The sequence below is a fragment of the Paenibacillus sp. GYB004 genome, from assembly GCF_036577605.1.
GTDB classification, from domain to species: Bacteria; Bacillota; Bacilli; order Paenibacillales; family NBRC-103111; genus Paenibacillus_AB; species Paenibacillus_AB oceani.
This window is the reverse complement of record NZ_JARBDB010000017.1, coordinates 89,356-115,687: the sequence shown is the minus strand read 5'-3', so window position 1 is coordinate 115,687 and position 26,332 is coordinate 89,356. Positions and strand designations below refer to the sequence as shown.

Below are 26,332 nucleotides of genomic sequence, written 5' to 3'. Positions count from 1 at the left end.
CCGCCCCGGCTTTGCTCGCCTCAGGACTGCGCCGATTGCACCGGCTGTTCGGATTGTACCGGTTCCACCGGCTCGGCCGGCTCCGCCTTCTCCCGGGGTACGGGCGGCACCCGGCCGATCGCGGTGTGCTCGGGCTGTTCGTCTACGACGGAACCGTCCGCCATCCGAATCCATGTCTCGAAGCCGCGCTCGCCTTCGCGCAGCCGGATCACCCTCGATCCTCTGGAGAACTCCTCTTCCCCCACCGTGTTGTAGCCGCTAGCCCGGCCGTAACATAGCCGGATTCCGTATAGATCTCCCCAATAATCGTTCGTATGATCGTGCCCGACAAACGTGCCCATCACGTCGCCCATCTGCTTCATCGCCGCGAACATGCCCGTATTCAGGCGAGGGCAGCCGACATTTTCGTTTTTGACCCCGTAGCATGTATGAAAATCCCATACGTCGTTATATTCCGGCAGCGGGATGTGGAAAAAGGCAAGCGCCGGAAGCGGCTCCCCGCTTCGCTGCGTCAACGCCTCCGATTGCCGGATATACCAGTCCACCTGATTGCGCTCGAGCCATGCGTAGCTTTTGATAATATGCTTCGGCGCGCTGCAGCCGGTGTCGAAAAAGTAGAAGGCCGCCTTCGGGTCTTCCCCATCCGCAGCGGATGCGACCGTAACCATGTAGTTGCCGACGCCCGTCACATCGTCCGGCCCTGCCTCCGCATAACAAAGCGGCCGCCGCGAAGCGGCTTCCATCATCTCCTCGCGGGTGCACATATCATGCTCCGAGTCGTGGTTTCCGAACGTAAACGCGTAAGGAATCCCGTACGACTCCGGCAACGCGAGCAGCTCCAAAAACTGTCCGAGCTGGTCGGGACAACGGTTGCCTTTTACCGCATCGCCCGTAAATACGACGAAATCCGGCCGCTCCGCTTCCAGCACCGATTGGACAGCCGCGATCGTGCGGAGATCTTCCGGTACGCCGCCCTCATAGTGAAGATCAGCGATCTGAACGATCTTAAACGTCCCGTCCGCGCGAAATTGAAGCTTCTTCTTCTCCGCCATTCCGATTGATTCTCCCTTCGTACGATTCGTAATTGTGACGCTCCCGGGGCAGTCGGCTCATCCTGCAGCATTCGGCGCCATCGCCGGTTCGCCGGGCTGATGCTCCGGCTGGCTGTACACCGCCGATCCGTCCTCCAGCCGCAGCCAGCTGTCGAAGCCGCGCTTGCCCTCGGACAAGCGGATGATCCGCGCCCCCCGCGAATGTCCCTCTCGTATGTTGCCGTTAAATCCGGTCGTCCGGCCGTAGCACAGCCGGATTCCGGCCAGTTCGCCCCAGTAATCGTTGGAATGGTCGTGGCCGACAAACGTTCCCATCACATCGCCTCTCTCCACCATCGCGGCGAATACGCCCGTATTCAACCGCGGGCAGCGTACCTCCGCAAGCCGGTGCCCGTAGCAGGGACGGGTGTTCCACACTTCCTCGTATTCCGGCAGCGGGATATGGAAAAAAGCGAGCCCCGGAAGCTTGGCTCCGTGCCGCTTCTCGAGAGCCGCAGATTCGGCTGCGAACCATTCGGCTTTATCGCGGGAAATCCATTCGCTTCGCCCGTCCCGGACGGCCCGCTCCGGCGCGTTGCATTCACTGTCGAAGAAATACAGATTCGCCGCCGCCCGCCGGACCGCTTCTCCCGAAGCGATAGGTGGCGGGAGCGAGTCCGCCGGCGCTGTCAACGCCGTCCGCTCATCCCCCTCTGCGATTCCTCTCCGGGCGGCGGAGGCGTCCGATTCCAGCACGGTCAGCGTGTAGTTGCCCGTCCCGCTGACGTGCCCCGGCCCCGCCTCGGCCATACATAACGGCCGAGCGGCCTCCATCTCCATCAGTTCCTGGCGGGTGACCCCCCGGCGGGAATCATGATTGCCGAAGACGAACGCATACGGGATGCCGGCGTTCTCCGCGATCGCCGTCACTTCGCGGAACTGCGCCCGGGGATCGGGTCCGCGGCTGCGAATCTGATCCCCGGTATACACGACAAGGTCCGGCTTCTCCAGCCGCAACACTTCCTCCATCAAAGCGAGCGAGCGCACATCCTCCGGCGCGCCTCCGCCGTTATGCACATCGGCGAACTGCACGATCGTAAACGTTCCGTCGTCGCGATATTTCAAGTTCGGTTTTGTTTTCATTTCCATCGCCTATTCCTCTTGTCAACTTAATCATCATCACGCAAACCGCACCAGCTTGCCCTCGCCGGGCTCGAGAGACACGCTCAGTTTACCCGACTCCGGACGAAGCTCCGTCTGCAACCCCTGCTGCCAAACCTGCACCGGCTCCTCCGGACGGGACAGCCACAGGTTTATCGTATGCGCAGCCTCGAAGCTCTCGTTGACGACCAGCGCGTAGGCGTGGCCGCCGCCGTTCCGGAAGCAGCCGATAATCGCCGCATCGCCCTCCAGACGACGCACCGGACCGAATTGCGTCAGAGTGCCGCCGAACGGCGGCTGTACATTGCCGTGGGTCATCACGCCGACCGACTCAAGCGTCGACAGCACACCGCCCAATCCGGCAATTTCCCGGTTGACCGACTGCACTTCGCCGTAATGCCGGGTCCGGTTGCCCGCCCGGTCGATCATCGCGTCGCCGAACGTCTCTCTGCCGTTATCCGGCGTCCAATAAGTGAAATATTGAATGCCTTTCGCACCGAAAGCGAGGCTCGTATATACTTGCCAACGGATCTCCGCCGCGGAAGGATCGCGGTTCGAGCGGTTGAACGCCAGCGTCTGAATGAACAGCCAGAACGGAACGTTATGCCGCAATGCGGCTTGGCGGATCAACTGCAAGTTGGCGAAATAATCCTTCGTAATCGTCAGCTCGCGTCCCTGGCGCGGAGTCAGAAACGGGTAATGGTCGTAAGACAGGATGTCCGGCCGAAACTGCTCCATATACAGCTCGACGTACCGCTCGTGATCGACGCCTCCCCGCTGCTCGTCGGAAGCGTAGGTCGGAAACAAATTCACATACGCCAATCCGTGCGGCACCGCTTCGGAGTACGCCGCTTTCAAAGCGGTCAGATGCTCGTACTGGGCGACAGACGGTTCATCAATGAACAAATTTCCTCCAAAGGCGGGATGGCCTGCAAATTCACCGGCGATTTCCCCGACTTTGTGCAGGTCGCCCCGGGACAAAGCGAACAGTCTCGTGTCATAAACGAGATACCGCAATCCGTTCGCCTGCGCAGCATCCAGCGCCTTGTGAATATATTCGGTCCCTGCGCCGTATTCGGCCAGGCCGATCACGAACGTAAACCCGGCTTCCTTAATCTCGCGATACCGCTCTTCCGATATATGCTGCGGCGGGGGCGACACCCATAGTCCGATCGGGATTCCGGCCCCCTGCGTCCAAGTCGAATGGTGTGACGGATTCGTCGGATTCGTCGATTTCATCGATTGGCACCTCCCTATGCGCCAGAACGGTTGGGTCCTGGTTAGCGTGATGGGGGCGCCGCAGGTGCAGCGCCCGGCAATGAATCGGCTTTACATCGCGCCGGTTGAAGAAGCCCGGCGTTTGAACGTCGCGCAAGCAGACTGGATTGGATAGATAGCGGGCCCTTCCTTTACCAAGGGTCGAGTCCGACCAGCTTGCGTCCGAGCTCGGTCAACCGGGCGGGGCCGTCGCTGTTTTTCAGCTCCCACTCGCGTTCATCTGCCGGGAACATGGACGGACCTTTGCGATTTTGCCAGCCTTCGACCACTTCCGGACGCGTCACTCCCGGCTTGGCGGGAACCATAGTGATGTATTGGGCAAATCTGGGCTGATCCGTATAATTTTGCCCGTTGCCGTGCGCCAGCAGGAAGTCCCAGATGAGCAGATCGCCGGCCTCGCCGGGAATCGGAACGATCTCATGCCCCTTAACGTCGGGGATCGTCGGATGGCGGTCCTCCGGCTGCGTCTGAAGCCACTGCTCGAAGTCGCGGTAAATGCTCGGCACGCACTGGAATCCGCCCTGATCCGCCGACGTGTCGGCCAAGTACAGCACGCCCTGCACCGGACGCGGCCGGGGAAGCGGGAAAGTCAGATTCGACGTATTCGTATCCCAATGAATAAAGCCGGTATTAAACTGCGTAAAATCGTCGCGCCGCGGCGGCTTCATATTAACCCGGTCAATGCTCACCCACAGCTCCTTCACCTGCATCAGCTCGGCAAACGCCTGATACAGCCGCGGATGCTGACGGTTATCCCACATCGTCTGGTGCTGATACAGCGGAATCATACCCGCGCTCTGGTGTTTCCACAGCGAATCCATCCCGGCGGCAGGCCGGTACCAGCTCTCGGGATCGTCCGGCTGCTGGCCGGTAAATTCCCAGATTGTTTCGATGAGCCGCTCGCAGTTTTCCTTCGGCACTGCATTTTTCACAAGCAAATATCCGTTCGTATGAAAAAAGTCGCGCATCTCCTCAGTTACGACAGCTTCCATCTCTCCACACCCCTTACCGGAATTTGAGAGCCGCGTGTATCGTCCCTTCCTCCGCCGCTCCTTGCCTCACCATGGGTCAACATGCTTATGGTTATGCCTTTGGCCTTATGACCGCCCATTCGTTGAACTTGTGCCGATAATTCCCTTGCCGCCCGTCCGCTTGCGATGTTCCGACCGCTTCATCCGTATAGCCGCCCTGAAGCGGGTTCGGGTTATCTTGCTGCCTCCGTCTCGTGTTCTTGCTGCGAGTGTACGGGAGCCGGCTCGCTTTGCTCAGGCGCCGTTTCGACCGGTTTCGGCGATTCGTCGATGAGCTTGAAGTACCGCGCCAACCAGTACGGGTGCAAATAAACGGTTCCGTCCTCCAGCAAATGTCCGTCGCCTGCGTCGCAAATATAAGGCGTTTTGTCCCAGCGGTGCATCGGACGTTCCTCGTAGGGCAGCGGCTCGCTCAGCAGCTTGTAGCCGTGGCGCTGCAGCTCCGGATGGAACCGGATATCGGCCCGGTGGCTGTTGACGACCTTCCAGTGGATCATGTCGAGCGGCATCTCCGCCAGCGTCTGCACCGCGTTTTCGATATCGCACGCTTTCCCGGTCAACCCGCCGTACACCGAGTTCCAGAACGGGGACCGTTCCCGCCGCTCGAACTGCCAATGGTGCTCCAGACTCATCATATACAAAGCCCGCAGATCCGGATCGGTCTCGTACAGGAGCAGCGGAACGTACGCATGGAAGCCGAGATTGTCGTCGATGCTGCTCGCTTCGCCGAGGTAGGTCCGTTTTTGCTCCAGCGTGTTCATGCCGTAGTGATAACGGGTAACCAATTCGCGGTAAGTCCGCTCGTACTTTTCGTCGCCCGTTACATGCGAAGCCGTCTTCAAAAACGAAAGCAGCTGCAGCGAGTTGATTCCGCGCTGGTCGAGCCATTTCGCGTCGCGGTTCAATTTCTCCGGCGTCCATACCGCCCAGGTTGTCGGCAAGCCGTCCACATCGGTCAGGCAGTAGTCGTGCTCGAGCACGTGATCCATAATCGCCCGGACGCTTTCCCGGATCAGCCGCTTATCGTCTTCGTCCGCAACCAGATCGTAATAGATCGAATACGCGTAAAAATGTCCGGTAAGCTCGTCGCTCGACGTGTCTCCTTTCCATTCCCATTCGCCGTCCGGCGACAAGCGCCATTCGGGATTTTCCCGGTGCTTGCCAAACTGCGCTTCTGTCCGGTGGCAGATCGAGCGGGCAAAAAATCCCGGCCTGCCGGTAACCGCCAGCAGCCGCATCACCGCATGCATGGAGCGCTTCGCCTTCGCCTTTGCATGCTCGTCGCCGGTTACGGCGTAACGGTAGCTTTGGGCCGCTACATAATCGGACGTCCACAACCCGTCGTTGTCGGAGATCCGGACGCTGCCGCTTTCGATATTACCTTCCTCCTTCAAGCCGCGCCGGGTGACATAGTCGTAACGGGTCTCGTACCGCTCGACCATCCGATCGATATGGTCCGCCTTCTCTTCGAGCGTCATCCAGCGCGCTGCGATACGTCCGACGCCGCCGGCCGTGGCGAACCAGGCCGTCCCGTCCGGCTCTAGAGCGATGGCGCGGACCTCGTCGTGAGGCAGCCATCGTTTGGAGGCGAAATAGCGCATCTGCCCGTCTAGCAGCCGGATCGCTCCGCGCGACGTGCCGAACCATCGCGCCCCGTCCCCGCCCCGGACGATGACGCGCACGTCTTCATAGGCGAGACCTTTGGAACCGTCCAGCTTGTAAAACAAATCAGTATTGTCGTGGATGCATATGCCTTTATCGGAGGCGATCCACAGATGGCCCCACTTGTCGGCGGACAGGCCGCGCAGGTCGTCGGTGTCGATGCCGCCGTCTCTGGCCTCCATCTTAAACCAGTGCGGCCGCTTGCCGGAAAGGGCGAACAGCCCCGAATCGGTCGACGCGTAAACGTTGCCCTGACCGAAGACGGCAATGTCCCGCACCTGCGCACGGCCGAACGCCGCTATCCGCTCCCAGCCTTTCGCCCCGGAGCGGTACAGCGCTTCAGGCGTCGCCGCCCAATAGGCGCCGTCGTCGTCCTGCGTCATCGCGACTACCCGGCCATCCGGTCCGTCCTGGCTCCACTTCCCTCGCCGAAGGCGATACAGCGCGTCTCCGGCCGACACCCATAAGCTGCCTTCGGGGTCTGCAAACAGCATCGAGACCGCTTCTCCCGCCGGAGGGCCATTGTCGCGGCCGCCGTCGACCGCCTCCCAACCGTCGCCGCTTAGTCTGGCGAGACCGGCAGACGTCCCGGCCCATACGGTACCGTCTGCCAGCGCTACGGCATTCGTTTCATCCGAAGGCAGCCCTTGCCGGGTCGTATACAACGTTCGCTCCAATTGGGGATAGCGGCCCAGCAAAAGAGTCGCCCTAGCCTGATTATTCATCTTACGCCTCCTCCGGGAATGAATATGTAAACTAATGATCGCAACAGCAGTCCGATTCCTCTAATGCTGAAGCGTGTCGAATCAATTTCCAGGTAACATTCGGTAGTAATCGTACCGCAACGGGGTCGGATTCGGGTTCGGATTCGGATTCGCACGCGAACGATTCTCGCCGTCCTTGGCGCAAACTTGGCGTACTTCCGGCACCATTCACCCAAACTAGCGTACTTCCAGCATCATTCGCCTTAATAGGGGACGTTTGAGACTCTTATTACTCCCAAATCCGCGTTCGTGGCCGAAATAAGATGTGCTAGAAGCTCTTATTCCATGGACGCCCTGCTCAGCCGCCCCCTGCCTTAGCGCTCACTTGGAGAAAAGCGGTTGGAAATCGCCGATGTACCTCAGATCGAGCCCCTGTTCGCCGAAGTGCAGCCAATACATCGTCCCGTTGCTTTGTAGGAAACGGACGTCGCTGCGATGGTCGAGACCGAGCGCCGCGCACAACAACCGGCGGTTAAACCCGCTGTGCGAAAACATCGCCACCCGCTCGTCGCCCGGGAACTCCCGGCGAAGCCGCTCCAGGATGCGCAACGCCCGGTCGTGGCCCATCGCTTCGTCCTCATTGCCCGCGCAATACCATCCCTCGGGCTCCACCTCGTCTTCGAGATCAACTTCCGGGTACATCCGTTTCAGCTCCTGCTCGGAAGGTCCCCGGTACTCCCCTTTGGAACGCACTTCGAACGTCTCGATCCAGACGCGGATCGGCAGTCCGGTCGTCCTTGCCAGCGGCTGCGCCGTCTCAATCGCGCGCATCAGCGGGCTGGAGACGATATGCGTCAGACCGGCTCCTTCCATGCCTGCTCTTACTTTTTCGGCCTGACTGCGGCCGAGCTCGGTCAGTTCTCCGTCAGCCATATCGTAAGAAACGGTATTGCCGATCGACTGCCCGTGGCGAATCAGAAATAAATCCATAATGGCCTCCCCGTCTACTAAACTATTTTCGAATCTATCGTGCCGATCGACACCAAACCAATTAACCCACTTGAAAAAGAAAAAGGATAATCTCCTCGATTATTCAATAGGAAGTGCCCCGGATCGCGGTGGTGCGGAGTCATGATGCAGTTGCCGGGAGGATGATCAACAAAGTGCAGTGACCATTTAATTTACATTTAATTCACAATTAATTTACAATTGATTTCGCATTAATTTAACATACGTTGACTTTTCAAGATCCAAATCAATGTGCAATTCATGGTAGCAGGTCGTTATTCCAATTTAGTTATTGCAACCGCTGGTGCAGTTCATTTTGCGAAAGCAATTCAATCTGCGGTTCATTCCGCGAAACGATGATTCATTTTGCACATTTTGCGATTCATTGTGCAATACTTTGCGATTGATTCTTCTTTCGCAATCCGCTTTGCAATTCATTCTGCAATTCATTCTTCAATCCGCTTTGCAATTCTTTCTTGCAATTCATAATGCGATTCGATGCTACAACTCCTATGGCTAACCATGTTGTTACTCGACGATACAACTCGATAAGTCCTGCCGAGCTGCCCGGTCTCCCCATTCGCCCCCGGGAAGCCGCCCCCTAGAAAAAACACAACAATCCAGCACACACACTCGCCCTGAAATACTCCAACAATCACGATCCAGTGGCCAACAACCCTCCCCGGATCACCCGAAAAACCGCAGTCCCGCCTCCAGCTCGCCCGCGCAGAGCCGCGTCGCCTTCGTTGCCGCCAGCAGCGGGGAACGATCGTATTCGACGCTTTTCATCTCGATGCGGCCGTCCGTGATCGTCATGTAATGGGCGTCCTTGGACGGATCGTCCTTCCTCCGGTAAGACACGCTGCCCGGGTTCAGCCACAGCTCCCGGTCGCCGAGATAATGAACGGCTCTGCGGTGCGTATGACCGAAGATCAGCCGCCGGTGCTCCGCTTCCCGTACGTCCTCTTCCGCATGTGACTGCCAGTATTCGTTGAACTGGTACAAGCTTTCGATCGTCTCGTATTTGTAGTACAGATGCTGCATCCGGTAACCGAAACCGTCCATCCAGAAGGAGACCGATTCCGGAAGCCGCTCCAAAAACGTGATGTCGTCCTCGCCCAGCTTGCCGGCGTTATCGTGCTTCCATTTCCATTCCCCGGCCGGTGTATCCTTCAACTGATTCGGCTGGCGATACAGCGCGGCGACTTTGCGGTCGTGATTGCCTTGCACGCAGACAGCGTGATGCTCGCGCATCCAGGCGATCACTTCTCCCGGAAAAGGTCCGTAATCGACCAGATCACCGGCGCAATAGACGATATCGCTGTCGTTCTCCTTGCTCCATACGGCTTCAAGGGCATAAATATTGGCGTGTACGTCAGATAAGACGAGTGCCTTCAATCGTTCTCCCTCTCTTCCCCGCATCGGCCTCTTGCAGGCCGGTGCCGCACATCCTTCCACATATAGCCGGTCGGCCGACCGGGCGGCAACACATCCCGAGCGGCCGGTTCCCGGCTCCATTCCAGCTATTCCCCGCACGCTTCACACCTTGGAAGCCGCAGGGCCCTCCTGTGTAAATAAAGGCCGCGGTCCCCCGACATACCTGACGACGATCTCCGGCTCCTGCAAGCTCAGCCAGTAAATGCTGCCGTTGCTTTCCTCGAAGCGGACGGCGCTTTGATGATCGAGTCCGAGCGCGGCGCGCAGCAGAAACCGGTTGAACCCGCCGTGGGCGAACAAAGCGACCCGTTCGTCGCCGGGAAATTCGCGGCGCAGCCGCCCGAGCACGGCCAGCGCCCGCCGGTGGCCCAGCTCCGGCGTCTCGTCGCCGGCATACAACCAGCCGTCCGGCTCCATCTCGTCCTCGATAACGATCCCCGGATACGCACGCTCCAGCTCCTGCGCCGTTGGGCCGCGATACAGGCCGCGGTCGCGCACCTCGTAAGCGTCGATCCATACCCGGATCTGCAAGCCGCTGGACCGGGCCAGCGGCTGCGCCGTCTGCAGCGCACGTACGAGCGGACTGGAGACGATATGCGTCAGGTCCGCCCCCTTCATGCACTCCGCCACATACCCGGCCTGCCGCAAGCCCAGCTCCGTCAAGTCGCAGTCGGGCATATCCTCCTTGCACGTATTGCCGACGGATTGACCGTGCCGAATAAGAAACAGCTCCATTACACGTTCACCGCTTCCCCCGTCTCCGCCGAACGGTAGAGGGCCTCCAAAATTTGTTGGACGATGACGCCTTGGCGTGGGGTCGACAGCATCTCGCCCTTGCCTTCCAGCGCATCAATAAACGCTTCGAGCTGAAGCTGATGCGAATCGGGATCGGGCAGCTTCGGAGCCGTAATATCCACGACGGTGCCGAATTTGTTCTGAAAGACGGCCCCGGTCTTGAAATCGCAGCCCCCTTTCGTCCCGTGCAGCAGAACGGTGTTGTTCGTATGATTCGGCATATGCACGATAAAGCTTGACTCGATCAGGAGAGTCGCTCCGTTCTCGAAGCGGATCATCCCCATAGCCAAGTCCTCAACCGTGTAGTTCCGGTAATCCCACGGCGTGGGAACCGTCTCGAACGGTTTCGTGCCGAGCTCCCGGTACGTAGCCCCCATGACCTGCACCGGCTTTGGAAAGTTCATGTACCATAAAGCCAGATCGAGCATATGAACGCCGATATCGATCAACGGACCGCCGCCCTGCAGCTCTTTGTTGACGAACACGCCTCCGGGAATCCCGTTGCGGCGCATGGCCGTAACCCGCCCCGCATAGATGTCGCCGATCTCCCCGTTGTCGATAAAACGTTTGATATACTGCGCCCTACCCTTATACCGGTTGTTAAATCCGTAAGCGAGTATTTTGCCGGACGCTTCCGCGGCAAGCTCCATCTCGACCGCCTCCGCGGCGGTCATCGCCGGCGGCTTCTCGCACAGCACATGGCAGCCCGCGCGGAGCGCCGCGATGGCGGCCGGTGCATGGAACTTGTTCGGGGTGCAGACGCTGACCGCGTCGAGCTCGACCTGCGCGAACATGTCGTTGTAATCGGTAAACGTATGGGCGAATCCGTGCGCCTCGGCGTTATACTTTAGCGTCTGCTCGTTAACGTCTGCGATCGCGACGAGCTCAACCCGGTCGGCGTGTTTTTTGTAATTGGCGATATGCGCCGCCTGAGCGATGCCTCCGCCGCCGATAATGCCGATTTTCAATTTCCCCACAGCGGCTCTCTCCTCCTTTATCGGTTACTTGGTGCCGAGCGATTTCTGGATGTCCGCCTTCAGGCCGTTCAGTTGCCGTTCCATCGTTTCCTCAATTTGCGTCAAGATGGCGCGGGAATCCTGGTTTTTCTTAATGCCTTCCTCCAGCATTTCCGCCCAGATCTTGGAGGCGTCCGCATAGGCGGGAGTGCGCGGCGACATTTGCGACTTCTTGATCGCTTCGACTCCAAAAGCGGCCGCATTTTGTCCGCCGAACCCGGCAATCGAATTGTTTTTCACGGCCGGCAGTTCCCAAGACGGCATATACGGAGACAAGCGCAGCGACTTCACGTATTCCTCGGTCGCAACCTCGGACATAGCAGCAAACTTCGCGTATTCCCATGCCGCTTCCTTGTTTTTGCCTTGCGACGGAATGACGTAGACGTCGAAGCCCCAGCCCTTTGCCGAGCCGAGTGGCAACTGCGCGAGCCGCCAATTCCCGAAATTGTCCGCTTTGTTGCCGCCTTTTTCATAAAAGCTGCCCAGCGAGCCAAGCAGGTTGAAATACGTGATCAGCTTGCCGCTGTTGAGCGCTTGGTCCGTCTCCTCTTTCGAGGCGGTAAAGGCGAGATCGAGCTGTGCGGCACGCTTGGCGAAATCGATCGCTTTGACGTAGGTGTCCCCGTTGCGGAGATATTTCATCGAGCGATCGTAGAAGCTCGTATGCGGAGCGGCGATGTCCGTCACTTCGCTCAGCCGTCTGAACATGTAGTGACCTTTCTGTCTTAACTTCTTCGCCATGTCGAAGAAATTTTCCGGATCGGAGACGAACTTGCTCACCTCGTCAGGCTTGCTCGGGAAGCCGTTCTGCTCGAAAATGTCGTTCCGGTACAGCATGACATAAGGAGAATACGTGTACGGAAGGCCGATCAGCCGTTTCTCGTCCATCGATTTGGACAAGTTCCATGCCGCCGGCAGGAAGTCCTTCTCCAGTTCCTTGGCGTTGTACGGCGGTGCATACAAATCTTCCAGCCCGCTGGCCGTCCCGAACTTCCACAGATGGGCTTCCCACACGCGCGCCACATCGGGCGCTCCGTTGCCTGCGGCCAGCGCGACGACGACGGCGTCGACATGCTCCTTCGGAGCGCTGGATTCGATTTTCACATTGGGATGCAATTTCATGAACGCTTCAGAGACAGCCGGACTATCGCCCCAGACGACTAGCGTACCGGACAGCTCCTTTTTGGCGACAGCCGCCTTCGCCTCGTCCGCGGGCGTTTTCTCCGAACCTCCCGACCCTCCGCACGCGCTGACCGTTAATGAGACGAACAACAAGCTTGCGATCAGCTTCATTCGCTTAACTCCATGCATCGTTCTCGCTCCCTTTTACGAGTTTGGGATAAAACGATAACCAAGGTTCCCGCCGACACTGCGCTTACTTCGCAACAAATTTTTTCATCTCGGCAATTTCCGCCGCCAGCTTTTTCTCGATCGCTTCCTGGGCTTGCTGCATCAGAGCCCGGGAATCCATATTTTTCTTCAGTCCTTCGTCTACGATTTCATCCCAGATGTCCGTTGCGCTGTCATCCGCCTTGACCATCGCTTCATACTTCATGCCGTCCATAATCGAAGCGCCGAACGCCAGCGTGTTCTGACCGCCGAACGCCGGATCTTTCGTATCCTTGAACTCGGGCAAATTCCACGACGGACGGTATGGCGAGATTTGCGCCGTTTTCAGGTTTTCTTTCAAAGCTTCTTCGCCCATCGTAATAAACTTGATATATTCCCAAGCCGCTTCCTTGTTTTTGCTCTGAGAAGGGATCGAGTAGGTGCCGTATCCTTGCCCGTACACTTGGCCAAACGGAGTCGTCGTCACTTTCCATTTGCCGTAAGCTTCCGACTTCGAGCCGTCCTGGAACGTGGAGACGCGGTAGAGCCCTCCGAAGTAAGCGACGAGACGTCCGTTGTTGACCGCCTGATCCGTTTCCTCTTTCGTTCCGCTGAAGACGAGCTGCAGTTGGTTGGCGCGCTTGAGATAATCGAGCGATTTGACGTAAGACTCGGTATTGCGGATATATTCCATCTTGCTATTGAAGAACGTGTCGCCGACGGTAAACGTAGACATATTACCCAGGCTGCGGAAGAAATAATGGCCTTTGCTTCTCATTTTCATCGCCATGCTGAAAAACTGCTCCGGATCGGAAACATACTTTCCGACTTCCTTCGGATCGGAAGGGAAACCGTTCTGCTCGAATATATCAGCGCGATAAAACATGACGTAAGGCGTATACCGCCACGGAATGCCGAACAGCTTCTTGCCGTCAAGCGTCGTCGACATCTTCCAGGCGCCGTCGACGAAATCTTTTCTCAGATCAACGGCGTTGTAAGGAGCCGCGAGCAAATTTTCGAGACCGTCGACTGTACGGAATTTCCAGTAGTGGGCCTGCGACAATTCGACGACGTCCGGAGCGCCGCTGCCGGCGGCCAGAGCAACGATGGTAGCATCCTCATGCTTGCTCGGCGTATCGAGAATAAGCTTGACATTCGGATATTTTTTCTGAAACAGCTCATTCACGGTATCCCCGGCGGAAGATCCCCACACGAGCAGGTCCCCTTTAATATCCTTCGCGGCCTCCGGGTTATCCTTGCCAACGTTCCCGAGCTCCTCCTTGCCTCCACAGCCGCTTAATCCGATCGCAAGCAGTGCGATCGCCGAGAGCAAAACAAAACGCTTCATTTTTTTCGCTCCTTCACCGTATAGTTCCTAACAAATTCATTACCCCTGGCTTGCATGGCTAGACCCACGTTTGCTTCATGCTCAGACCCGCTTATGAATAATCTCTCCAACTGAACTGCGGCTTGTTCGCCGCTGCGCATCCCCCCTCTCGATACCGGTTATTCGCCGGCTATTCCGGTCCTCTCGACGCTTTCCACGAAATACCTCTGCGTGTACAGATACAAGATCAGGATCGGCAGTATCGTCATAAGCGCGCCCGCCATCATCTTCTCATGGTTCGTCGGCAGCTGCCCGATTCCGTCCTTCGCGTCGCCGCTCTCGGAGATCGCCTCTTTCTGCTGACCGAAGTTGGACTCCCGGAAGTTGCCCAGCATCTGATTCAGCGTGAACGTATTCGTCTTCTTCAAGTACAGATCGGGAAAATACGAATCGTTCCAGTGCCAGACGATCGAGAACAGGAACACGACGAGGATCGCCGGCTTCGCCATCGGCAGCATGATCGACAGGAACGTGCGGAATGCCCCCGCGCCGTCGATGCGCGCCGCTTCTTCCATCTGATGCGGCAAGCCGCGGAAAAACTGCATGAACACCATGACGAACAAGGCGCCGCGCAGTCCGTGCCCGAACAAGTTCGGAATGAGCAGCGGACTGTACGTATTAAGCCAATTCAGCCGGCTGAACAGCAGGTACAGCGGGACGACGATCGCTTGCGGCGGCACGAGAAAGGTGAACAGCAGCAGCACGATCAGCACCGTATAACCCGGGAACCGGTAACGCGCGAACCCGTAACCCGCGATCGAGCAGCCCACCAGATGGAGCAAGGCGCCGCCGACGGACAAGATGATGCTGTTGATGAAATGCTCCATAAACCCCATGCCCCGGAAGGCGAAGGCGAAGTTCTCGAAGCTGATTCCTTTCGGAATCCACTGTACCGTACCGTCGGCCGCATCCCGCGCCGTCATCAGCGACTGGCTGATCATGAACAGCACCGGATACAGAAAGACGAACGATAAGCTGAGGATGATCACGTAGTGGAACACCCCGGTCGTGATGTCCGCAGTCCGGCGTGCTCCAGACGTCTGCCAGAGCGGCAAGGCGGATTGCGTCCAACCGGGCAATTTCTTTTTGTAGGCAAGAGTGACCTGCGCTTCCTTCATTGACGCTACCTCCTTTCCTGCGACAGTGCCGTAGTATTGCGGAACAGGAAAAACACGATGCCGATGATGACGAATATGCAGATGGAGTAGATCCAGCCGACGGCCGCGCCGTAAGCGAAGTTGAACTTATTGAAGATCAGTTCGTAAATAAACCGCATCATCTCGTTCGTCACCGAGGTGAACGAGTCGACGATCGAGAACAAGGTGCTGATGAACAGCATCGGCATGAGCATCGGGAACGTAATCTTCCAGAAGCTCTCCCACCCGGTCGCTCCGTCGCACTTCGCCGCTTCGTACAGCGTAGGCGATACGGTCTGCAGCCCGGCGAGCAGGATCAGGATCGGCACGCCCGCGCCCCACATGACGAGGGTGAGCGAATCCATCATCGTCAGCAGCGGGTTCAGCAGCTGCAGCGGGATGTATTCGGCCAGCGTCTCCTTAAGCCCGGCCTGCTGGAAGATCGGCAGCGTCGCCGCCCCCTGCTTCGTCAGCGTCGACAGCGTCTGGCCGGTAGCGATAATGACCGGCAGGAAGAAGACGCCCCGGAAGAAGACCCGCCCCTTCATCGGCCGATTGAGCAGCAGCGCGCTGAACATCGAGAAGATGAGGATCAGCGGCACGTGCACGATCATCTTCACCATCGTCGTCTGCAGCGTCGGCAGCAAGTCGACGTCGACCGTGAAGGCGTGGCGGTAATGCTTGAGGCCTACCGGAGTGGAAGCGAGCTTCCCTCCGGTCAGCTTCAAATCCTGAAACGAATAGATGATCGATTCGATGAGGGGCATCGCCATAAAGACGGCGAACCCGATCACCCATAACGATACGAAGGCGTATCCTTCAAACATCGTCCGCGTACGCAGCGACAGTCGCAGCTTTGTTTTCATCGTCCGCTCCCTCCCTGTACGACGGAAAACCCGCCGGGACTGACCGTAACACCGTTCACGGTCCGGGACAGCTGCCCGTAGTTGACGACGATGGTTACCCCGTTGCTGTAAGTCGTCCGGTATACGTCCTGCATGACGCGCTCATGCCCTGTAATCGTCGCGTCCACGACTTTATTTAGCGCTTCCGCCGCCTTGCGGTATTCTTCGGCCGCAGGTTCGAGCCAAGTGTCCGCTTCCGAGCTGAACAAGCCGTCCATCGGCGTCCGTTTCAGCTTGGAGGAGTTTTCATGCGTCAGCTGATATTTCGGCACGGCTCCGTATTCGACCATACGCAGAAACGACTTCTTCGGATCTTCGCGCAGGTTTCCGGCTTCCGAGGAATACGGGATCAGGCCGTGCAGCGCAATCTGATAAAACGGTACGGTGGCGTCCTCGTACGTGTAATGGCTCGAATCGGCCGGAGCTCCATCGATCCGGTCGGCGAACCCGAACGTATACGCGTTGCCTCCGGTTACCGCTACGCTGCCGAGCTGCTTCCGGGTCAGCTCCATCGCTTCCTGCCACAGCGCAATCGTCTGCTTGCGGTACAGCGGCGAAGATACCCGCAGATCGCTGTACAGCTTCTCGCCCATATAGTTCAGCCGCAGTCCGCTGACGTCCAGCTCGGCATACCGGGCAAGCTCCGGCTTCAAGTAGTCGTTCACGGCTACGCCCGGATTGAGCATATGGTACGAAGTTCCCCGCTTCACCTGCAGGGTGGCCGGATGCGGATCATAAAACGTCAGCACTTCCCGCTTCATCCCGTAGATCGCGTCCTGCGACGCCCGGTAGTCGCCTTTGGGGGCGAACGGCTTCACGTAGTTCGCATCCAGGTACACCGGAATTTGTTTGGATTTGGCGTATTCGATCAGACTCGTAAGTCCGGCGTCGCCGCCAAGCTTGCCGGCTACCGGGAAATGCTGCGGCTGCTTGCCGTACACGCCCCCGTCGGACCAGCCCTCCAGCACCAGCTCCAGCCGGTTCACGCCTTGGGCGGCGAAACGGTCGATCGTTTCCTTGGCCTGCGCAAACGTCGTCATCCCGATATAGGTGCTGCCGATAATCTCGTCGCGGACGACGCCCCCGACCAGATGAAGCCGCAGCGGAAGCTGCTCCTGACGGACCGGCTTCACGCCCCGGTCTTTCATCAAGTGGTCGCGGTACGCTTGCGCCATGCCCACGTATCCGCTCTTGTCTCCTTCGAGCAGCACGTAGCGGACTTTGCGCTCGCCTTCCAGCATCGCGCCTTGGAAGAACGGAACTTCGCCGGAATCCCCGATGAAAATGCTGTCGCTGCTCCGGTACGTGAATTCGACCGACGAGCGGTAGATGTCTACGTTCTGGTAGCCGGAAGGAGCGGCGATAATATTCGCGTCGTGTTCGCCTTCCGTAACGATGCCGACGAAGCCCTGGTCGCCGCGCTTGATGCCGAAGACGGGCAGCGCCACCCGTTCCTGCGGATCGGAGTAGATGTCTTCCTTCGGATTTTTCGTGACGACGCTTTTCGTCTGGCTGTCGAACGCCTCGTCGCCGCCGTAAATCGATTGGTAAAACTGATCGTAGTATTCCAGATGCTCTTTCTTGAACTCCATCAGCGCGCCGGCTCCGTCCGGATAAAACACGAAACCGTTCTCGCTCGGATGTCCCGAACCGAAGTAAGGCAGCGGTTCGACACTGACCACTTTACACTTGTTCTCCTCGACGATTGAATCGAACGGGACGTTCACTTCGAAGCCGTCCGGAGTCAGCTTGTATTCCATGGCAAAGCTGATGCCAAGCGAGATCAGCTTGTAGTTCACCCGGACCCCGCCGTCGATCAGCGCCGGAGTAAGCGTCCCGGCTTCCTTGTACGGGTAGGTCGGGGAAGCCGACGTTCCTTGCGTGTAGCGGAGCGTCACCGGATTTTCCACGATCGGCTTCTGATGGCTCGCGATTCCTTCCTGATTTTCCGGGTATGTGTACCAGCGCTTGCCGGTCGCCGGGGATTCGAGGTAAACCATCCCCTTGCTCTCGTCGTAGTACATCGCCAGACTCCCGTTGCTCGCCACTTTTTTGACTTCCTTACTGGAGCGGCCGTCCAGACCGACCATTTGAATCGGTCCTTCGTCGTTCGTATTCGTACAACTGTTCAAAAACGTCTCTTTTTCCGTTTTCACTCCCGCGTCGCGCGCTGCCTTGGCTCTTTTGGCTTCCTGCGTCAATTTATAGTCGTAGGAGAGAGCGGCTCCGAGCAGTGTGCCGATCAGGATCGTATGAAAGCAGATCCGCGCAATTCGTTTTAACATACCCTCCCCCTCCTCTACACCCTCAGATTCAGCTCTTTTACGATGCCGAACACGAAATTGAACGCCTGATTGACGAGCCCGTAAATCATGATGAAGACGAACCAGATGATCAGCATGCCGACGATGGTCAGAAGCAGAATAAAGATCAGCTTATACAGCGTAAAATCATGGATGATCTTCACCTTCATAATGAGCAGAAAAGCGACCCATACGAACAGGAATCCGGTCAGAAAGACGTAAACGGGCATCTCCTGAAGCGTCATCACGTTCGTCAGCAGCGAGATCGGGATGATCAGCAGGGCGTATGGCGCCAGGGCGTAAGCGCTGCCGACCAGAATCTCCTTGAACCGCCCTTCTCCGTCCTGAATCGTGCTGACCCCCCAGTTGGAGACGGACCATGTCAACCACAGCACAATAATCGAGACGGCTTCGGTCACGAACGAGATCTCGAATGCCTCGCGCTGCTGGTACAAAATGCTGGACAACAGCAGGGAGATCATCCGGAAGGCGATCACCAGGGCGATCATCAGGATGCCGTCGCGGATTCGCGCCCGTCCCGGTTCCTGCAAATCGTTGTAGAAATCGATCGGGTGCGCGAGCACTTGTTTGGTCATATTCAAAAAGCTCATGGCGCGCCTCCTTCCGTCCGCCGGACCGCATAAAACTGTTTATTCAACCGCAGCTTCCGGCGGCGGCGCCAGCCGAGGAACATCCGGAAGACGATGGCGAACAGGATCACTCCGGCGACAAACCATACAAAGTGTTCGCGCATATAGTTTTTGCGGTGCTCCAGGTAAGCGAGCGAATATTCCCTGTAAGAGCGCGCGGTTTTGAAGTATTCCATCGCTTCCTTGTACTGTTCCTGCTTGTATAGCGCCTTGCCGATCGCCAAATACGCCAAGTTGTAGTTGCTGTTGCGCTTCAGCACATCCATCCACGGTTCCTTCGATTGCTCGTACAGACCGTCCGAGTACAAGACCGACGCCCGGTGAACGAGATCGCCGAATTCGGTCGTGCGGAAACGGTCGATCCGGTTTCGCGTCTCGTCGGCGATATAGATGACGCCCTTGGAATTGACGGCGATGCTGGAAGGCGTAATCATCAGTCCGTCCTGCGATCCGATCCCGCCGAACACGAAGAGCAGATTGCCCAGGCTGTCGTACTGGAACGCTTTGCCGGTCATCTGGTCGAGCACCGTAATGAATCCTTGATTGTCGACCGTTACGCTGACGAACACGTGCTTGCGCTCCTGCTGCTTGCCTTTGCTGTCCGTGATGACGCGGAAGCGGGTGTCGCCATAGCGGCCCAGGGCCGATTCCTGGGCGTTCAGCGTATCGACGCCCACGGCGCTCAGCCGTTTCGTCTGCAGCGTATCGATGCCGAGCGTTGTCGTATAGATGAAGCCGTCCCGGTCTTGAAACAGGTTGGAGAACTCGGGCGGCTTCTCCGTAGCCATTTGCGCTTTTTGCTCTTTCGTCGCAATCAGTCTCGTAATGATTCGCGTCACGCTGAAGGGCACGTGGTTCGCTCCGAAGAAACCGGCGAACTCCCCGTTCGGGTCGAGCTGCATCAGCCCCTGATACAAACCGTCGACGACGACGAACATATAGCCGCGCTTATCGACGACGAGCTTGGAGGGGACGAACTGGAATTTGTCCCCGAGCAGCGGGTTTTTCGGATCGCGGTAATCCCGCACGAACTTGCCTGCGGGATCGAAGACGGCGATCCGGCTGTTTTTCGTATCCGCTACATAAACGGTTCCGTCATCGGTGACGAATACCCCTTTCGGACTGTTCAGCTTTCCTTCCCCTTCGTCCGTCCCGAACACCCGGAGCAGACGGTTGTCGCCGGACAGATGGACGACACGGTTGTTGCCCGAGTCGACGACGTACAAGGAGTCGTCCGCCGCGACGAATAAATGCTGCGGCGCCTTGAACGGACCGGACTGCCCGTCGTATCCGTCGATGGAATCCAAATATACGTATCCGTTCAAGGATGGGACCGGATTGTCTTTATGGTCGTACACGTACCCGCTGTAAGGAGTCACGGCGTAAGCTGACGGCGCAGCCAGGACGGAGAGCAAAACTGCAGCGAGTATGAGCGCGACGGTTCGGCTCATCTTCAAAGTGATCCCTCCTATGCTTTGATCCCGGAATGAGCCATCGTCTCCATCACTCTTCGTTGGGTGACGATAAACATGACCAGCGTCGGGATGATCATGAGCAAACTTGCGGCCGCCAGCGCGCCTACCCTGGCTACCGATCCCGCCCCTCCGCTGATCGTTCCGATCGCGTAGGGCAAGGTTTTCATCTGATCCGTCGTCGTGTACAGCATCGCCGGACCGGCGTTGTTCCAGGCGCCGATAAAGGTCAGCAGCGTCATCGTCGCCACCGCCGGCATCAGCATCGGCATGACGACATAGATGAACGTCCGCCATTCTCCCGCGCCGTCCATCCGGGCCGCTTCGAGCAGCGCGTCGGGGACGGAATCGAGATACTGCTTCATCAGGAACAGTCCCATCGGCGCGGCCAGCCCGGGCAGGATGAGCGCGAAGTACGTATCCATCGTGCCGCTCCGCGACATGATGATATACTGCGGAATTTGCGTCACCTGCGGGGCGAACATCAGCGCCAGCACGATCAGCTTGAACAGCGGCTCGCGAAACGGCATCGTCTTATGCTTGCTGAGCGGATAAGCCGCCATCGCGCTGATGAATACGCCGGCAGCCACGATGGCAATCGCGACGAACAAGCTGTTGAAGACGTAACGCGAGAACGGAACGACAGAAGCTTCCGTGGCCGCGAACAAGTCGAAAAAATTGCGCATTGTCGGATTCATGACGAAAAATCGCGGCGGAAACAAAAACAGTTCGGACAGCGGCTTAAACGCCGTTGTAATCAAGTAAACGAGCGGCATCACCATCAGCAGGGCGAACACGGTCATGACGGAGTACAGGATCATCCCGCTCCAATCGAACCGCCCCCCCTTGATCAGCGCAGCGCGGCTGGACATCCGATCAATCCCTTTCCCCGAGTATATTAAAGATGAATCGGTTCAGGCCGACCATCATCATGAACAGCACGACGGCAATTGCCGAGGCGTATCCCATATCGAACCGTACGAACGCGTAGTCGTCGAGATGGTTCAAAATCATATGCCCCGCGTACAACGTACTCGGAGAGCCGGCCAGCTGGGCGCTGATCTCGGACACCTGCAGCGCGTTGACGACCGTGATGACCGCTCCGAACAGCAGCATCGGCTTCATCGAAGGGAGCGTGATGTACCACAGCTCCTGCCAGCGGTACCGCACACCGTCGATCACTCCCGCTTCGTACAGATCGCGCGGCACGTTGGCGAGTCCGGCGAGGAATGCGAGGAACCCTGTCCCCATGCTCATCCACAGAGATACGAGGATGATGACCGGCAATATCGTCTGAACGTCCTGCAGCCAGATGAACGGTTCGGTGAGGACCCCGAGCTTGATCAGCCAATAGTTGATCAGCCCGTACCGGTCGCCGGAAAACAAGTACAGCCAGACGACGGACATCGCGATCGAGCTTGTAATTGCCGGCGTATAAAAGCACAGCGTATACAAAAACCGGTATTTCTGCGGAATCTGACTGATCAGCCACGCCAGAATGAAGGACATGAAGTACCCGATCGGCCCTGTAAATACGGCGAACATCAGCGTATTGGCGATGGCCTTCAGGAAGATGTCGTCGTCAAGGAACAGATTGCGGTAATTGGTCAATCCGATCCAGCGGGGCGGCTCCAAAATGTTATAGTAGGTCATGCTGAGGAAAACCGCGGTGAATACCGGTACGACCGTAAAGATGAAGAACAGGATAAAAAACGGCGACAGAAACAGAAAGGAGGTGCGGTGGCGGATGATGCGCGTCCACAGGCTCGGGTTTGCGCCCGCTGCGGCCTTCGTCTTTTTCGTCTTCTCTATCGCCGGGCGAGTTATGGCTTCGCTCATCGGCTCCCCACCTCCTTATCGGTTCGCATGCCGACCGTCTCCCGGTCGAGCCCGAATTCTTCACGTTTTTTCTTCAGCTCGCGATTGACTTCCTTCACGCCGTCCTCCATCGCTTCGCGGACGTTTTTCCCTTTGAGCACGATCTCGTTCCAGATGTTGTTGACATACCGGGTAGTCAAGTAGTCGCCGGGCACGATTTCTCTTTCCCGGAACCATTCCCATTGCTCGAGAATCGCTTCGATATCTTTTTGCGGCCAAGGCAAGTTCATCAACGCCTCGACGTTGGCCGTATTCCAGCGGGCTTCGACGCCCATCAGCGCTTCCAGTTCGGTTCCGAACCGCTCTTGCACCGGCGCGCTGACCCACCATTTCAGAAACTCCCATGCTTCCTGAGACTTTTTCGTGTTTTTGAAAATAATTCCCGTCTGCGAGGCGCCGCCCACCGACCGGTCGATCTTGCCGTCCGGACGCTTAATTCCCGGCATCGGCAGCATCTCCCACCAGCCCGTCAGTTCCGGAGCCGCGGTCATCAGCTGCACGTATGTCGAGTAGTCGGCTACGCCGATCGGCATCTCCCCGGAGCGGAACCGGTTGTAGAAGCTTGCTTCCTTGCTGATCTTGTAGTTCGTATACAACCCCGTCCACATCTTCATCGCCGCCAGCGCCTCGGCCGAGTCCAGCGCGGACGACTTCCCGCCTTCGCGGTAGAAGTCCCCTCCTTGCTGGAACAGGAACGGAGCGAATTCGCTTATCGCACCGGCCGTGCTGTGGGAGTAGAAGAAGTCCATCCCGTGGCGCTGCAGCGTCGGGATGATGTCCATCACTTCCTGCCACGTTTGCGGAATTTTCGTAATGCCGAGCTCTTGCAGAATATCTTTACGGTAAAACATCATCGAGAAGTTCTGGTTTTCCGGCAGAGCGTAGTTGCCGCCCTGGAACCGGTATGGGATGAGCGCCCCCGGGCGGAAGCGGTTCGCCACTTCCTGATAGTCAGGGTAATCGCTTAAGTTCTTCAAGCCGTCCCGCAGCGCGAAATCGATCGGGATGACCGGCTCGACCCCAAGAGCGACGTCAGGCGCCTTCCCGGAAGTAACCGCGAGCATCAGCAGGTTCATCGCGCCGGCCGGGATGACGTTGATATCGACGTTAATGCCGGTAGCGGTCGTAAAATCTTCGTCGGCCATCTGCTTAATAATTTGCGCCCAGTCGCGGCCGCGGGCGACCCATACTTTCAGCGGCTCTCCCTCGTCTTCCTCGCCGGTGATCCCGATACTCCGGTAATCTTTGGTGAACGAGGTGAAGAAGTCGTACATGCCGACACCCAGCTTCGTCGCGAGGCCTGCCGTCGCTTTCGGCCAAGGCTGGTCCGGCGATTTCACGATCAGGTAGTCGAGCTGAAGCCTTTGCTTGTTCATCGACGTAATCCAGCCGCTCAGCTGCGACTGCGTATCGGACAACTTGTCGGACCGGCCCGCGATGCTGTCGGTATTCGCCGCCAGATCGACGAACAGGTCGCGGGCGGTGGCGATCGAGGCGAGCTCCGGACTGCCTTTCTCGGTTCCCATCTCGTACATGCTCTCAATCGCCTTCTGCAGATCAAGCGCCATCAGATGAAGCCGCGGCACCAGGTTCGGAATATTCCGTTCGAGCTCCCATTCCCGGTTCGGATCGGGATTCGTTCCGATGACCATGATGATTTCCCGGCTCAAGTAAGACAGCCGCTGCGAGACGTCCTGAATCCGCTCGAACACTTGACCGAGCTGGCCGACCTGCACTTCCATGCGGAGATTGTGCTTGCCCTTCTCCAAGTAATACAGATAAGGAGTGTCGCCCCCGCCCAATCCGCTCACCTGCCACCGCTGGGAATACGGGAAGTCGACGGCGTTCATTTCCTTGAAGGGGACTACCCCGTCAATCGTTACGGTCCGCTGAACCGGAATTTCATTCAGCCAGGAAGCGAGAAACCGTGAGCCAATCTGATACAGGCCCGATTCGGGCACTTCGATCTCCCATTCGATCCACTGTCCGCCGTCACGCCAGGAGCTTCCCCCGATCGTATTCAGCAGCGTGGCGCTCCGGTTGAACGGCTCGGTCGCCGGCTCGCGGTTGTCTTTGCGGCGCAGCGTCGGATCGGACTTCAGCTTGGCGTCTTCCGCCTGCACTTTGATCAGGCTGTTGCTGATTTCCTTGTAGCTCCGCTGTTTGTAAGTTTCCAGCACCTCCGCATAGGTCGGGATAACAACCGGCGAAAATACGCGAAGCTCGCCGATCGCAGCCGACTCGCGGGTATGCTCGATCCGGATGTTGTGCTTGCCCTTGGTCAGGTAATAGCGGAACGGTTCCTCCGCCCGCGCTTCCGGATCGCGGAATTCCCGGTACTGCCAGCCGAACACTTCCTCTTGCTTCGGATTGAACTCGTTGCCCATCTCGTCGAACCGGGTCGGAGCCGCTTCCTTCCACATCCGCTGGAACACGATCCGCTTCGACTGGAAGAACGGATATTCGCCGTCGATCCGGACGCTGCGCTGGACGGACGCTCCTTTTTCCTTCATCGCGTAATACAGAATGCCCATCTGATAAAATCCGGACTCAGGGATATCCACCTCGTACTCCACCCAGCCGCCTTCCGCGGTCAGAGCGGCCACGTCTCCTCTGCGTCCTTCCGGATCGCGCTGCCGGGAAGCCCCGGAGCCGCTGATCGCGGTATAATCGGCCCCCTTCACGACGATCTGGTGGCCTTTCGTATCCTTCGCTCCATCATCGCCGGCTTTCTGGTAATAAGCCAGATACGAAGGCTCCAGCCTGGAGCCGATATCGCCCTCGGCGAGAATCGAGCGCTGGTCCACATCACCGTATTCCGGCACGCCGGCCATCGCCGTATCGCTAAATCCCCGGGATTGGTACCACCAGACGAACGCTGCGATGAGCAGGGCGGCCGCCAACAGGGTTACCAAGTTTTTGCGAAGCACCTTGAACATGACACTCCCCCCAACAAGCAAACTCGGGATATTTCTTCCTTCTTGAAAACTTAATTCCTGATCCTAGATGTACCGCGGCCCATTTTCTTACTCGTTAAAGAATGTATACCTTCGTTTAGCGATATCGGCGAAGATCGACATTCTTTATCCGGAGCAAGCCGCTTGCCACAGGCGCATGTGCGCTGCCCGCAAGCTTAGCCCTCAAACTTTTCTTAATGATTAAATTATAGTGCGAGAATGGCTGGAATGCATGTTAATCCCTTGTAAATTTTAGCCTCGGCTTACGTTTCCTTCATCATCCGCTCCGCCGCTCTCAGCCAAACCGCCATTCCCCGTTTGGCCGATTCGTTGGCGCTTTTCCCTTTCCGTGTAAGCGGATCCATCGGAACGCCCCGCAAGGAAGCCAAATATTTGGCCGTCGCCGGATACCCTTTGCCGAGCACGCCGTCGAGGAAGACGAGCAGCTCGTGCAGCCGGTCGACCGCTTCCGCATCCCCGGCCTGTTCCGCCCGCCAGTAAGCGAGCAGCACGTCGGCCGCCGCCGCCGAGGTCGTAGCCATAATTCCCCGTGCACCCCCGCGCACCGCATCCGTCAGATAGGACATATTCGCCTGGAACACGATCCCCCCGGTAGCGCTTTCAATTTTCGCTCGAATGCCTTCGGGTGTGCATGTCGTATCCTTAATGCCCGCAACTCCGTGCTGCGACACGAGGCGCCCGTACACCGCCGCCTCCACTAACCGCGGGGAAGCTAGCGGACATTCGTACAAAAAGACCGGCAGCGGCGACTGCTCCGCCAACCGGGCGAAATAATTCTCGAGCCTGCTCTGGTCTTCCCCCATCGAGCCCGGCGGAATCAGCACGATGCCGGAGACCCCGGTCTCGGCCATGCGCTGCAGCTCCTCCGCATGTTCGTCCGGGTCCGGCTGCACGTTGCCGGTCGCTACCACCGGCGTGCGCCCCGCTCTCGCGGCGGCGCGGCGGGCCAGCTCCAGACGTTCCTGCAGCGTCAGGCATTCCATCTCGCTGCTGCCGCAGACGGCGAACAGCGCATGAGGCTCATGGGACAGCTGCCAATCCACGTAGCGGTCGTACAGACTCCAATCGATCTCTTTGCTCGGCGCAAAAGGGGTGAGCAGCAGCGCATGCACGCCTTCGAACCGTTCCCGTTGCTTCCCGTTTGCCGATGCTTGTATGGACATAACTCCAT

The 26,332-nt window shown here is 58.0% G+C and carries 20 protein-coding genes; all 20 read right to left on the bottom strand.

Annotation, left to right across the window (positions count from 1 at the left end):
• Nucleotides 1-20: 20 nt before the first annotated feature.
• Complete coding sequence (locus tag PV433_RS09780) at nt 21-1,052, bottom strand: metallophosphoesterase family protein (protein WP_332071964.1); 1,032 nt, start codon at nt 1,050-1,052, stop codon at nt 21-23.
• Nucleotides 1,053-1,109: 57 nt separating this feature from the next.
• The gene (locus PV433_RS09775) at nt 1,110-2,180 is read right to left on the bottom strand and encodes a metallophosphoesterase family protein (protein ID WP_332071963.1); all 1,071 of its coding nucleotides are present in this window, start codon (nt 2,178-2,180) and stop codon (nt 1,110-1,112) included.
• A 30-nt stretch (nt 2,181-2,210) separates the two neighbouring features.
• On the bottom strand, nt 2,211-3,431 hold the full coding sequence (locus PV433_RS09770; protein WP_332071962.1) for a beta-galactosidase: 1,221 nt from the start codon (nt 3,429-3,431) through the stop codon (nt 2,211-2,213).
• A gap of 170 nt (nt 3,432-3,601) precedes the next feature.
• Entirely contained in the window at nt 3,602-4,462 is an 861-nt protein-coding gene (locus tag PV433_RS09765) for a phytanoyl-CoA dioxygenase family protein (RefSeq protein WP_332071961.1), read from the bottom strand.
• 212 nt (nt 4,463-4,674) lie between these two features.
• Nucleotides 4,675-6,888 carry a ligand-binding sensor domain-containing protein gene (locus PV433_RS09760; RefSeq protein WP_332071960.1) on the bottom strand — a complete coding sequence of 738 codons (2,214 nt, stop codon included), beginning with the start codon at nt 6,886-6,888 and terminating at the stop codon, nt 4,675-4,677.
• A gap of 360 nt (nt 6,889-7,248) precedes the next feature.
• Nucleotides 7,249-7,857, bottom strand: coding sequence for a histidine phosphatase family protein (locus tag PV433_RS09755; RefSeq protein ID WP_332071959.1), 609 nt, complete (start codon nt 7,855-7,857; stop codon nt 7,249-7,251).
• 705 nt (nt 7,858-8,562) lie between these two features.
• Nucleotides 8,563-9,393 (bottom strand): metallophosphoesterase family protein, encoded by an 831-nt coding sequence (locus PV433_RS09750; RefSeq protein WP_332071958.1) that lies wholly within the window; start codon nt 9,391-9,393, stop codon nt 8,563-8,565.
• Nucleotides 9,394-9,414: 21 nt separating this feature from the next.
• Nucleotides 9,415-10,047 (bottom strand): histidine phosphatase family protein, encoded by a 633-nt coding sequence (locus PV433_RS09745; RefSeq protein WP_332071957.1) that lies wholly within the window; start codon nt 10,045-10,047, stop codon nt 9,415-9,417.
• Nucleotides 10,047-11,084 carry a Gfo/Idh/MocA family protein gene (locus tag PV433_RS09740; protein ID WP_332071956.1) on the bottom strand — a complete coding sequence of 346 codons (1,038 nt, stop codon included), beginning with the start codon at nt 11,082-11,084 and terminating at the stop codon, nt 10,047-10,049. The genes PV433_RS09745 and PV433_RS09740 overlap by 1 nt, the downstream gene beginning before the upstream one ends.
• Nucleotides 11,085-11,108: 24 nt before the next feature.
• Complete coding sequence (locus PV433_RS09735; RefSeq protein WP_332071955.1) at nt 11,109-12,416, bottom strand: ABC transporter substrate-binding protein; 1,308 nt, start codon at nt 12,414-12,416, stop codon at nt 11,109-11,111.
• Nucleotides 12,417-12,498: 82 nt separating this feature from the next.
• Nucleotides 12,499-13,800, bottom strand: a complete 1,302-nt coding sequence (locus tag PV433_RS09730; RefSeq protein ID WP_332071954.1) for an ABC transporter substrate-binding protein — start codon at nt 13,798-13,800, stop codon at nt 12,499-12,501.
• Between the two features lie 158 nt (nt 13,801-13,958).
• Nucleotides 13,959-14,957, bottom strand: coding sequence for a carbohydrate ABC transporter permease (locus tag PV433_RS09725; RefSeq protein ID WP_332071953.1), 999 nt, complete (start codon nt 14,955-14,957; stop codon nt 13,959-13,961).
• Between the two features lie 5 nt (nt 14,958-14,962).
• A complete protein-coding gene (locus tag PV433_RS09720) occupies nt 14,963-15,841 on the bottom strand; it encodes a carbohydrate ABC transporter permease (protein ID WP_332071952.1) in 879 nt (292 codons plus the stop codon).
• The gene (locus PV433_RS09715) at nt 15,838-18,165 is read right to left on the bottom strand and encodes a DUF5696 domain-containing protein (RefSeq protein WP_332071951.1); all 2,328 of its coding nucleotides are present in this window, start codon (nt 18,163-18,165) and stop codon (nt 15,838-15,840) included. The genes PV433_RS09720 and PV433_RS09715 overlap by 4 nt, the downstream gene beginning before the upstream one ends.
• Before the next feature lie 14 nt (nt 18,166-18,179).
• Nucleotides 18,180-18,794, bottom strand: coding sequence for a YIP1 family protein (locus PV433_RS09710; RefSeq protein WP_332071950.1), 615 nt, complete (start codon nt 18,792-18,794; stop codon nt 18,180-18,182).
• Complete coding sequence (locus tag PV433_RS09705) at nt 18,791-20,284, bottom strand: hypothetical protein (protein ID WP_332071949.1); 1,494 nt, start codon at nt 20,282-20,284, stop codon at nt 18,791-18,793. Before PV433_RS09705 ends, PV433_RS09710 begins: the two co-directional genes overlap by 4 nt.
• Nucleotides 20,285-20,301: 17 nt before the next feature.
• Entirely contained in the window at nt 20,302-21,177 is an 876-nt protein-coding gene (locus PV433_RS09700) for a carbohydrate ABC transporter permease (protein ID WP_190925614.1), read from the bottom strand.
• Between the two features lie 4 nt (nt 21,178-21,181).
• Entirely contained in the window at nt 21,182-22,144 is a 963-nt protein-coding gene (locus PV433_RS09695) for a carbohydrate ABC transporter permease (protein WP_332071948.1), read from the bottom strand.
• Nucleotides 22,141-25,122 (bottom strand): extracellular solute-binding protein, encoded by a 2,982-nt coding sequence (locus PV433_RS09690; RefSeq protein WP_332071947.1) that lies wholly within the window; start codon nt 25,120-25,122, stop codon nt 22,141-22,143. Before PV433_RS09690 ends, PV433_RS09695 begins: the two co-directional genes overlap by 4 nt.
• A gap of 281 nt (nt 25,123-25,403) precedes the next feature.
• On the bottom strand, nt 25,404-26,324 hold the full coding sequence (locus PV433_RS09685; RefSeq protein ID WP_332071946.1) for a dihydrodipicolinate synthase family protein: 921 nt from the start codon (nt 26,322-26,324) through the stop codon (nt 25,404-25,406).
• Nucleotides 26,325-26,332 lie beyond the last annotated feature (8 nt).

What these genes read in the sequence shown, in the direction of transcription:
- PV433_RS09780 (WP_332071964.1), bottom strand. Translation starts at nt 1,052, where the DNA reads ATGGCGGAGAAGAAGAAGCTTCAATTTCGCGCGGACGGGACGTTTAAG.
- PV433_RS09775 (WP_332071963.1), bottom strand. Translation starts at nt 2,180, where the DNA reads ATGGAAATGAAAACAAAACCGAACTTGAAATATCGCGACGACGGAACG.
- PV433_RS09770 (WP_332071962.1), bottom strand. Translation starts at nt 3,431, where the DNA reads ATGAAATCGACGAATCCGACGAATCCGTCACACCATTCGACTTGGACG.
- PV433_RS09765 (WP_332071961.1), bottom strand. Translation starts at nt 4,462, where the DNA reads ATGGAAGCTGTCGTAACTGAGGAGATGCGCGACTTTTTTCATACGAAC.
- PV433_RS09760 (WP_332071960.1), bottom strand. Translation starts at nt 6,888, where the DNA reads ATGAATAATCAGGCTAGGGCGACTCTTTTGCTGGGCCGCTATCCCCAA.
- PV433_RS09755 (WP_332071959.1), bottom strand. Translation starts at nt 7,857, where the DNA reads ATGGATTTATTTCTGATTCGCCACGGGCAGTCGATCGGCAATACCGTT.
- PV433_RS09750 (WP_332071958.1), bottom strand. Translation starts at nt 9,393, where the DNA reads ATGGAGCCGGGAACCGGCCGCTCGGGATGTGTTGCCGCCCGGTCGGCC.
- PV433_RS09745 (WP_332071957.1), bottom strand. Translation starts at nt 10,047, where the DNA reads ATGGAGCTGTTTCTTATTCGGCACGGTCAATCCGTCGGCAATACGTGC.
- PV433_RS09735 (WP_332071955.1), bottom strand. Translation starts at nt 12,416, where the DNA reads ATGAAGCTGATCGCAAGCTTGTTGTTCGTCTCATTAACGGTCAGCGCG.
- PV433_RS09730 (WP_332071954.1), bottom strand. Translation starts at nt 13,800, where the DNA reads ATGAAGCGTTTTGTTTTGCTCTCGGCGATCGCACTGCTTGCGATCGGA.
- PV433_RS09725 (WP_332071953.1), bottom strand. Translation starts at nt 14,957, where the DNA reads ATGAAGGAAGCGCAGGTCACTCTTGCCTACAAAAAGAAATTGCCCGGT.
- PV433_RS09720 (WP_332071952.1), bottom strand. Translation starts at nt 15,841, where the DNA reads ATGAAAACAAAGCTGCGACTGTCGCTGCGTACGCGGACGATGTTTGAA.
- PV433_RS09715 (WP_332071951.1), bottom strand. Translation starts at nt 18,165, where the DNA reads ATGTTAAAACGAATTGCGCGGATCTGCTTTCATACGATCCTGATCGGC.
- PV433_RS09710 (WP_332071950.1), bottom strand. Translation starts at nt 18,794, where the DNA reads ATGAGCTTTTTGAATATGACCAAACAAGTGCTCGCGCACCCGATCGAT.
- PV433_RS09705 (WP_332071949.1), bottom strand. Translation starts at nt 20,284, where the DNA reads ATGAGCCGAACCGTCGCGCTCATACTCGCTGCAGTTTTGCTCTCCGTC.
- PV433_RS09700 (WP_190925614.1), bottom strand. Translation starts at nt 21,177, where the DNA reads ATGTCCAGCCGCGCTGCGCTGATCAAGGGGGGGCGGTTCGATTGGAGC.
- PV433_RS09695 (WP_332071948.1), bottom strand. Translation starts at nt 22,144, where the DNA reads ATGAGCGAAGCCATAACTCGCCCGGCGATAGAGAAGACGAAAAAGACG.
- PV433_RS09690 (WP_332071947.1), bottom strand. Translation starts at nt 25,122, where the DNA reads ATGTTCAAGGTGCTTCGCAAAAACTTGGTAACCCTGTTGGCGGCCGCC.
- PV433_RS09685 (WP_332071946.1), bottom strand. Translation starts at nt 26,324, where the DNA reads ATGTCCATACAAGCATCGGCAAACGGGAAGCAACGGGAACGGTTCGAA.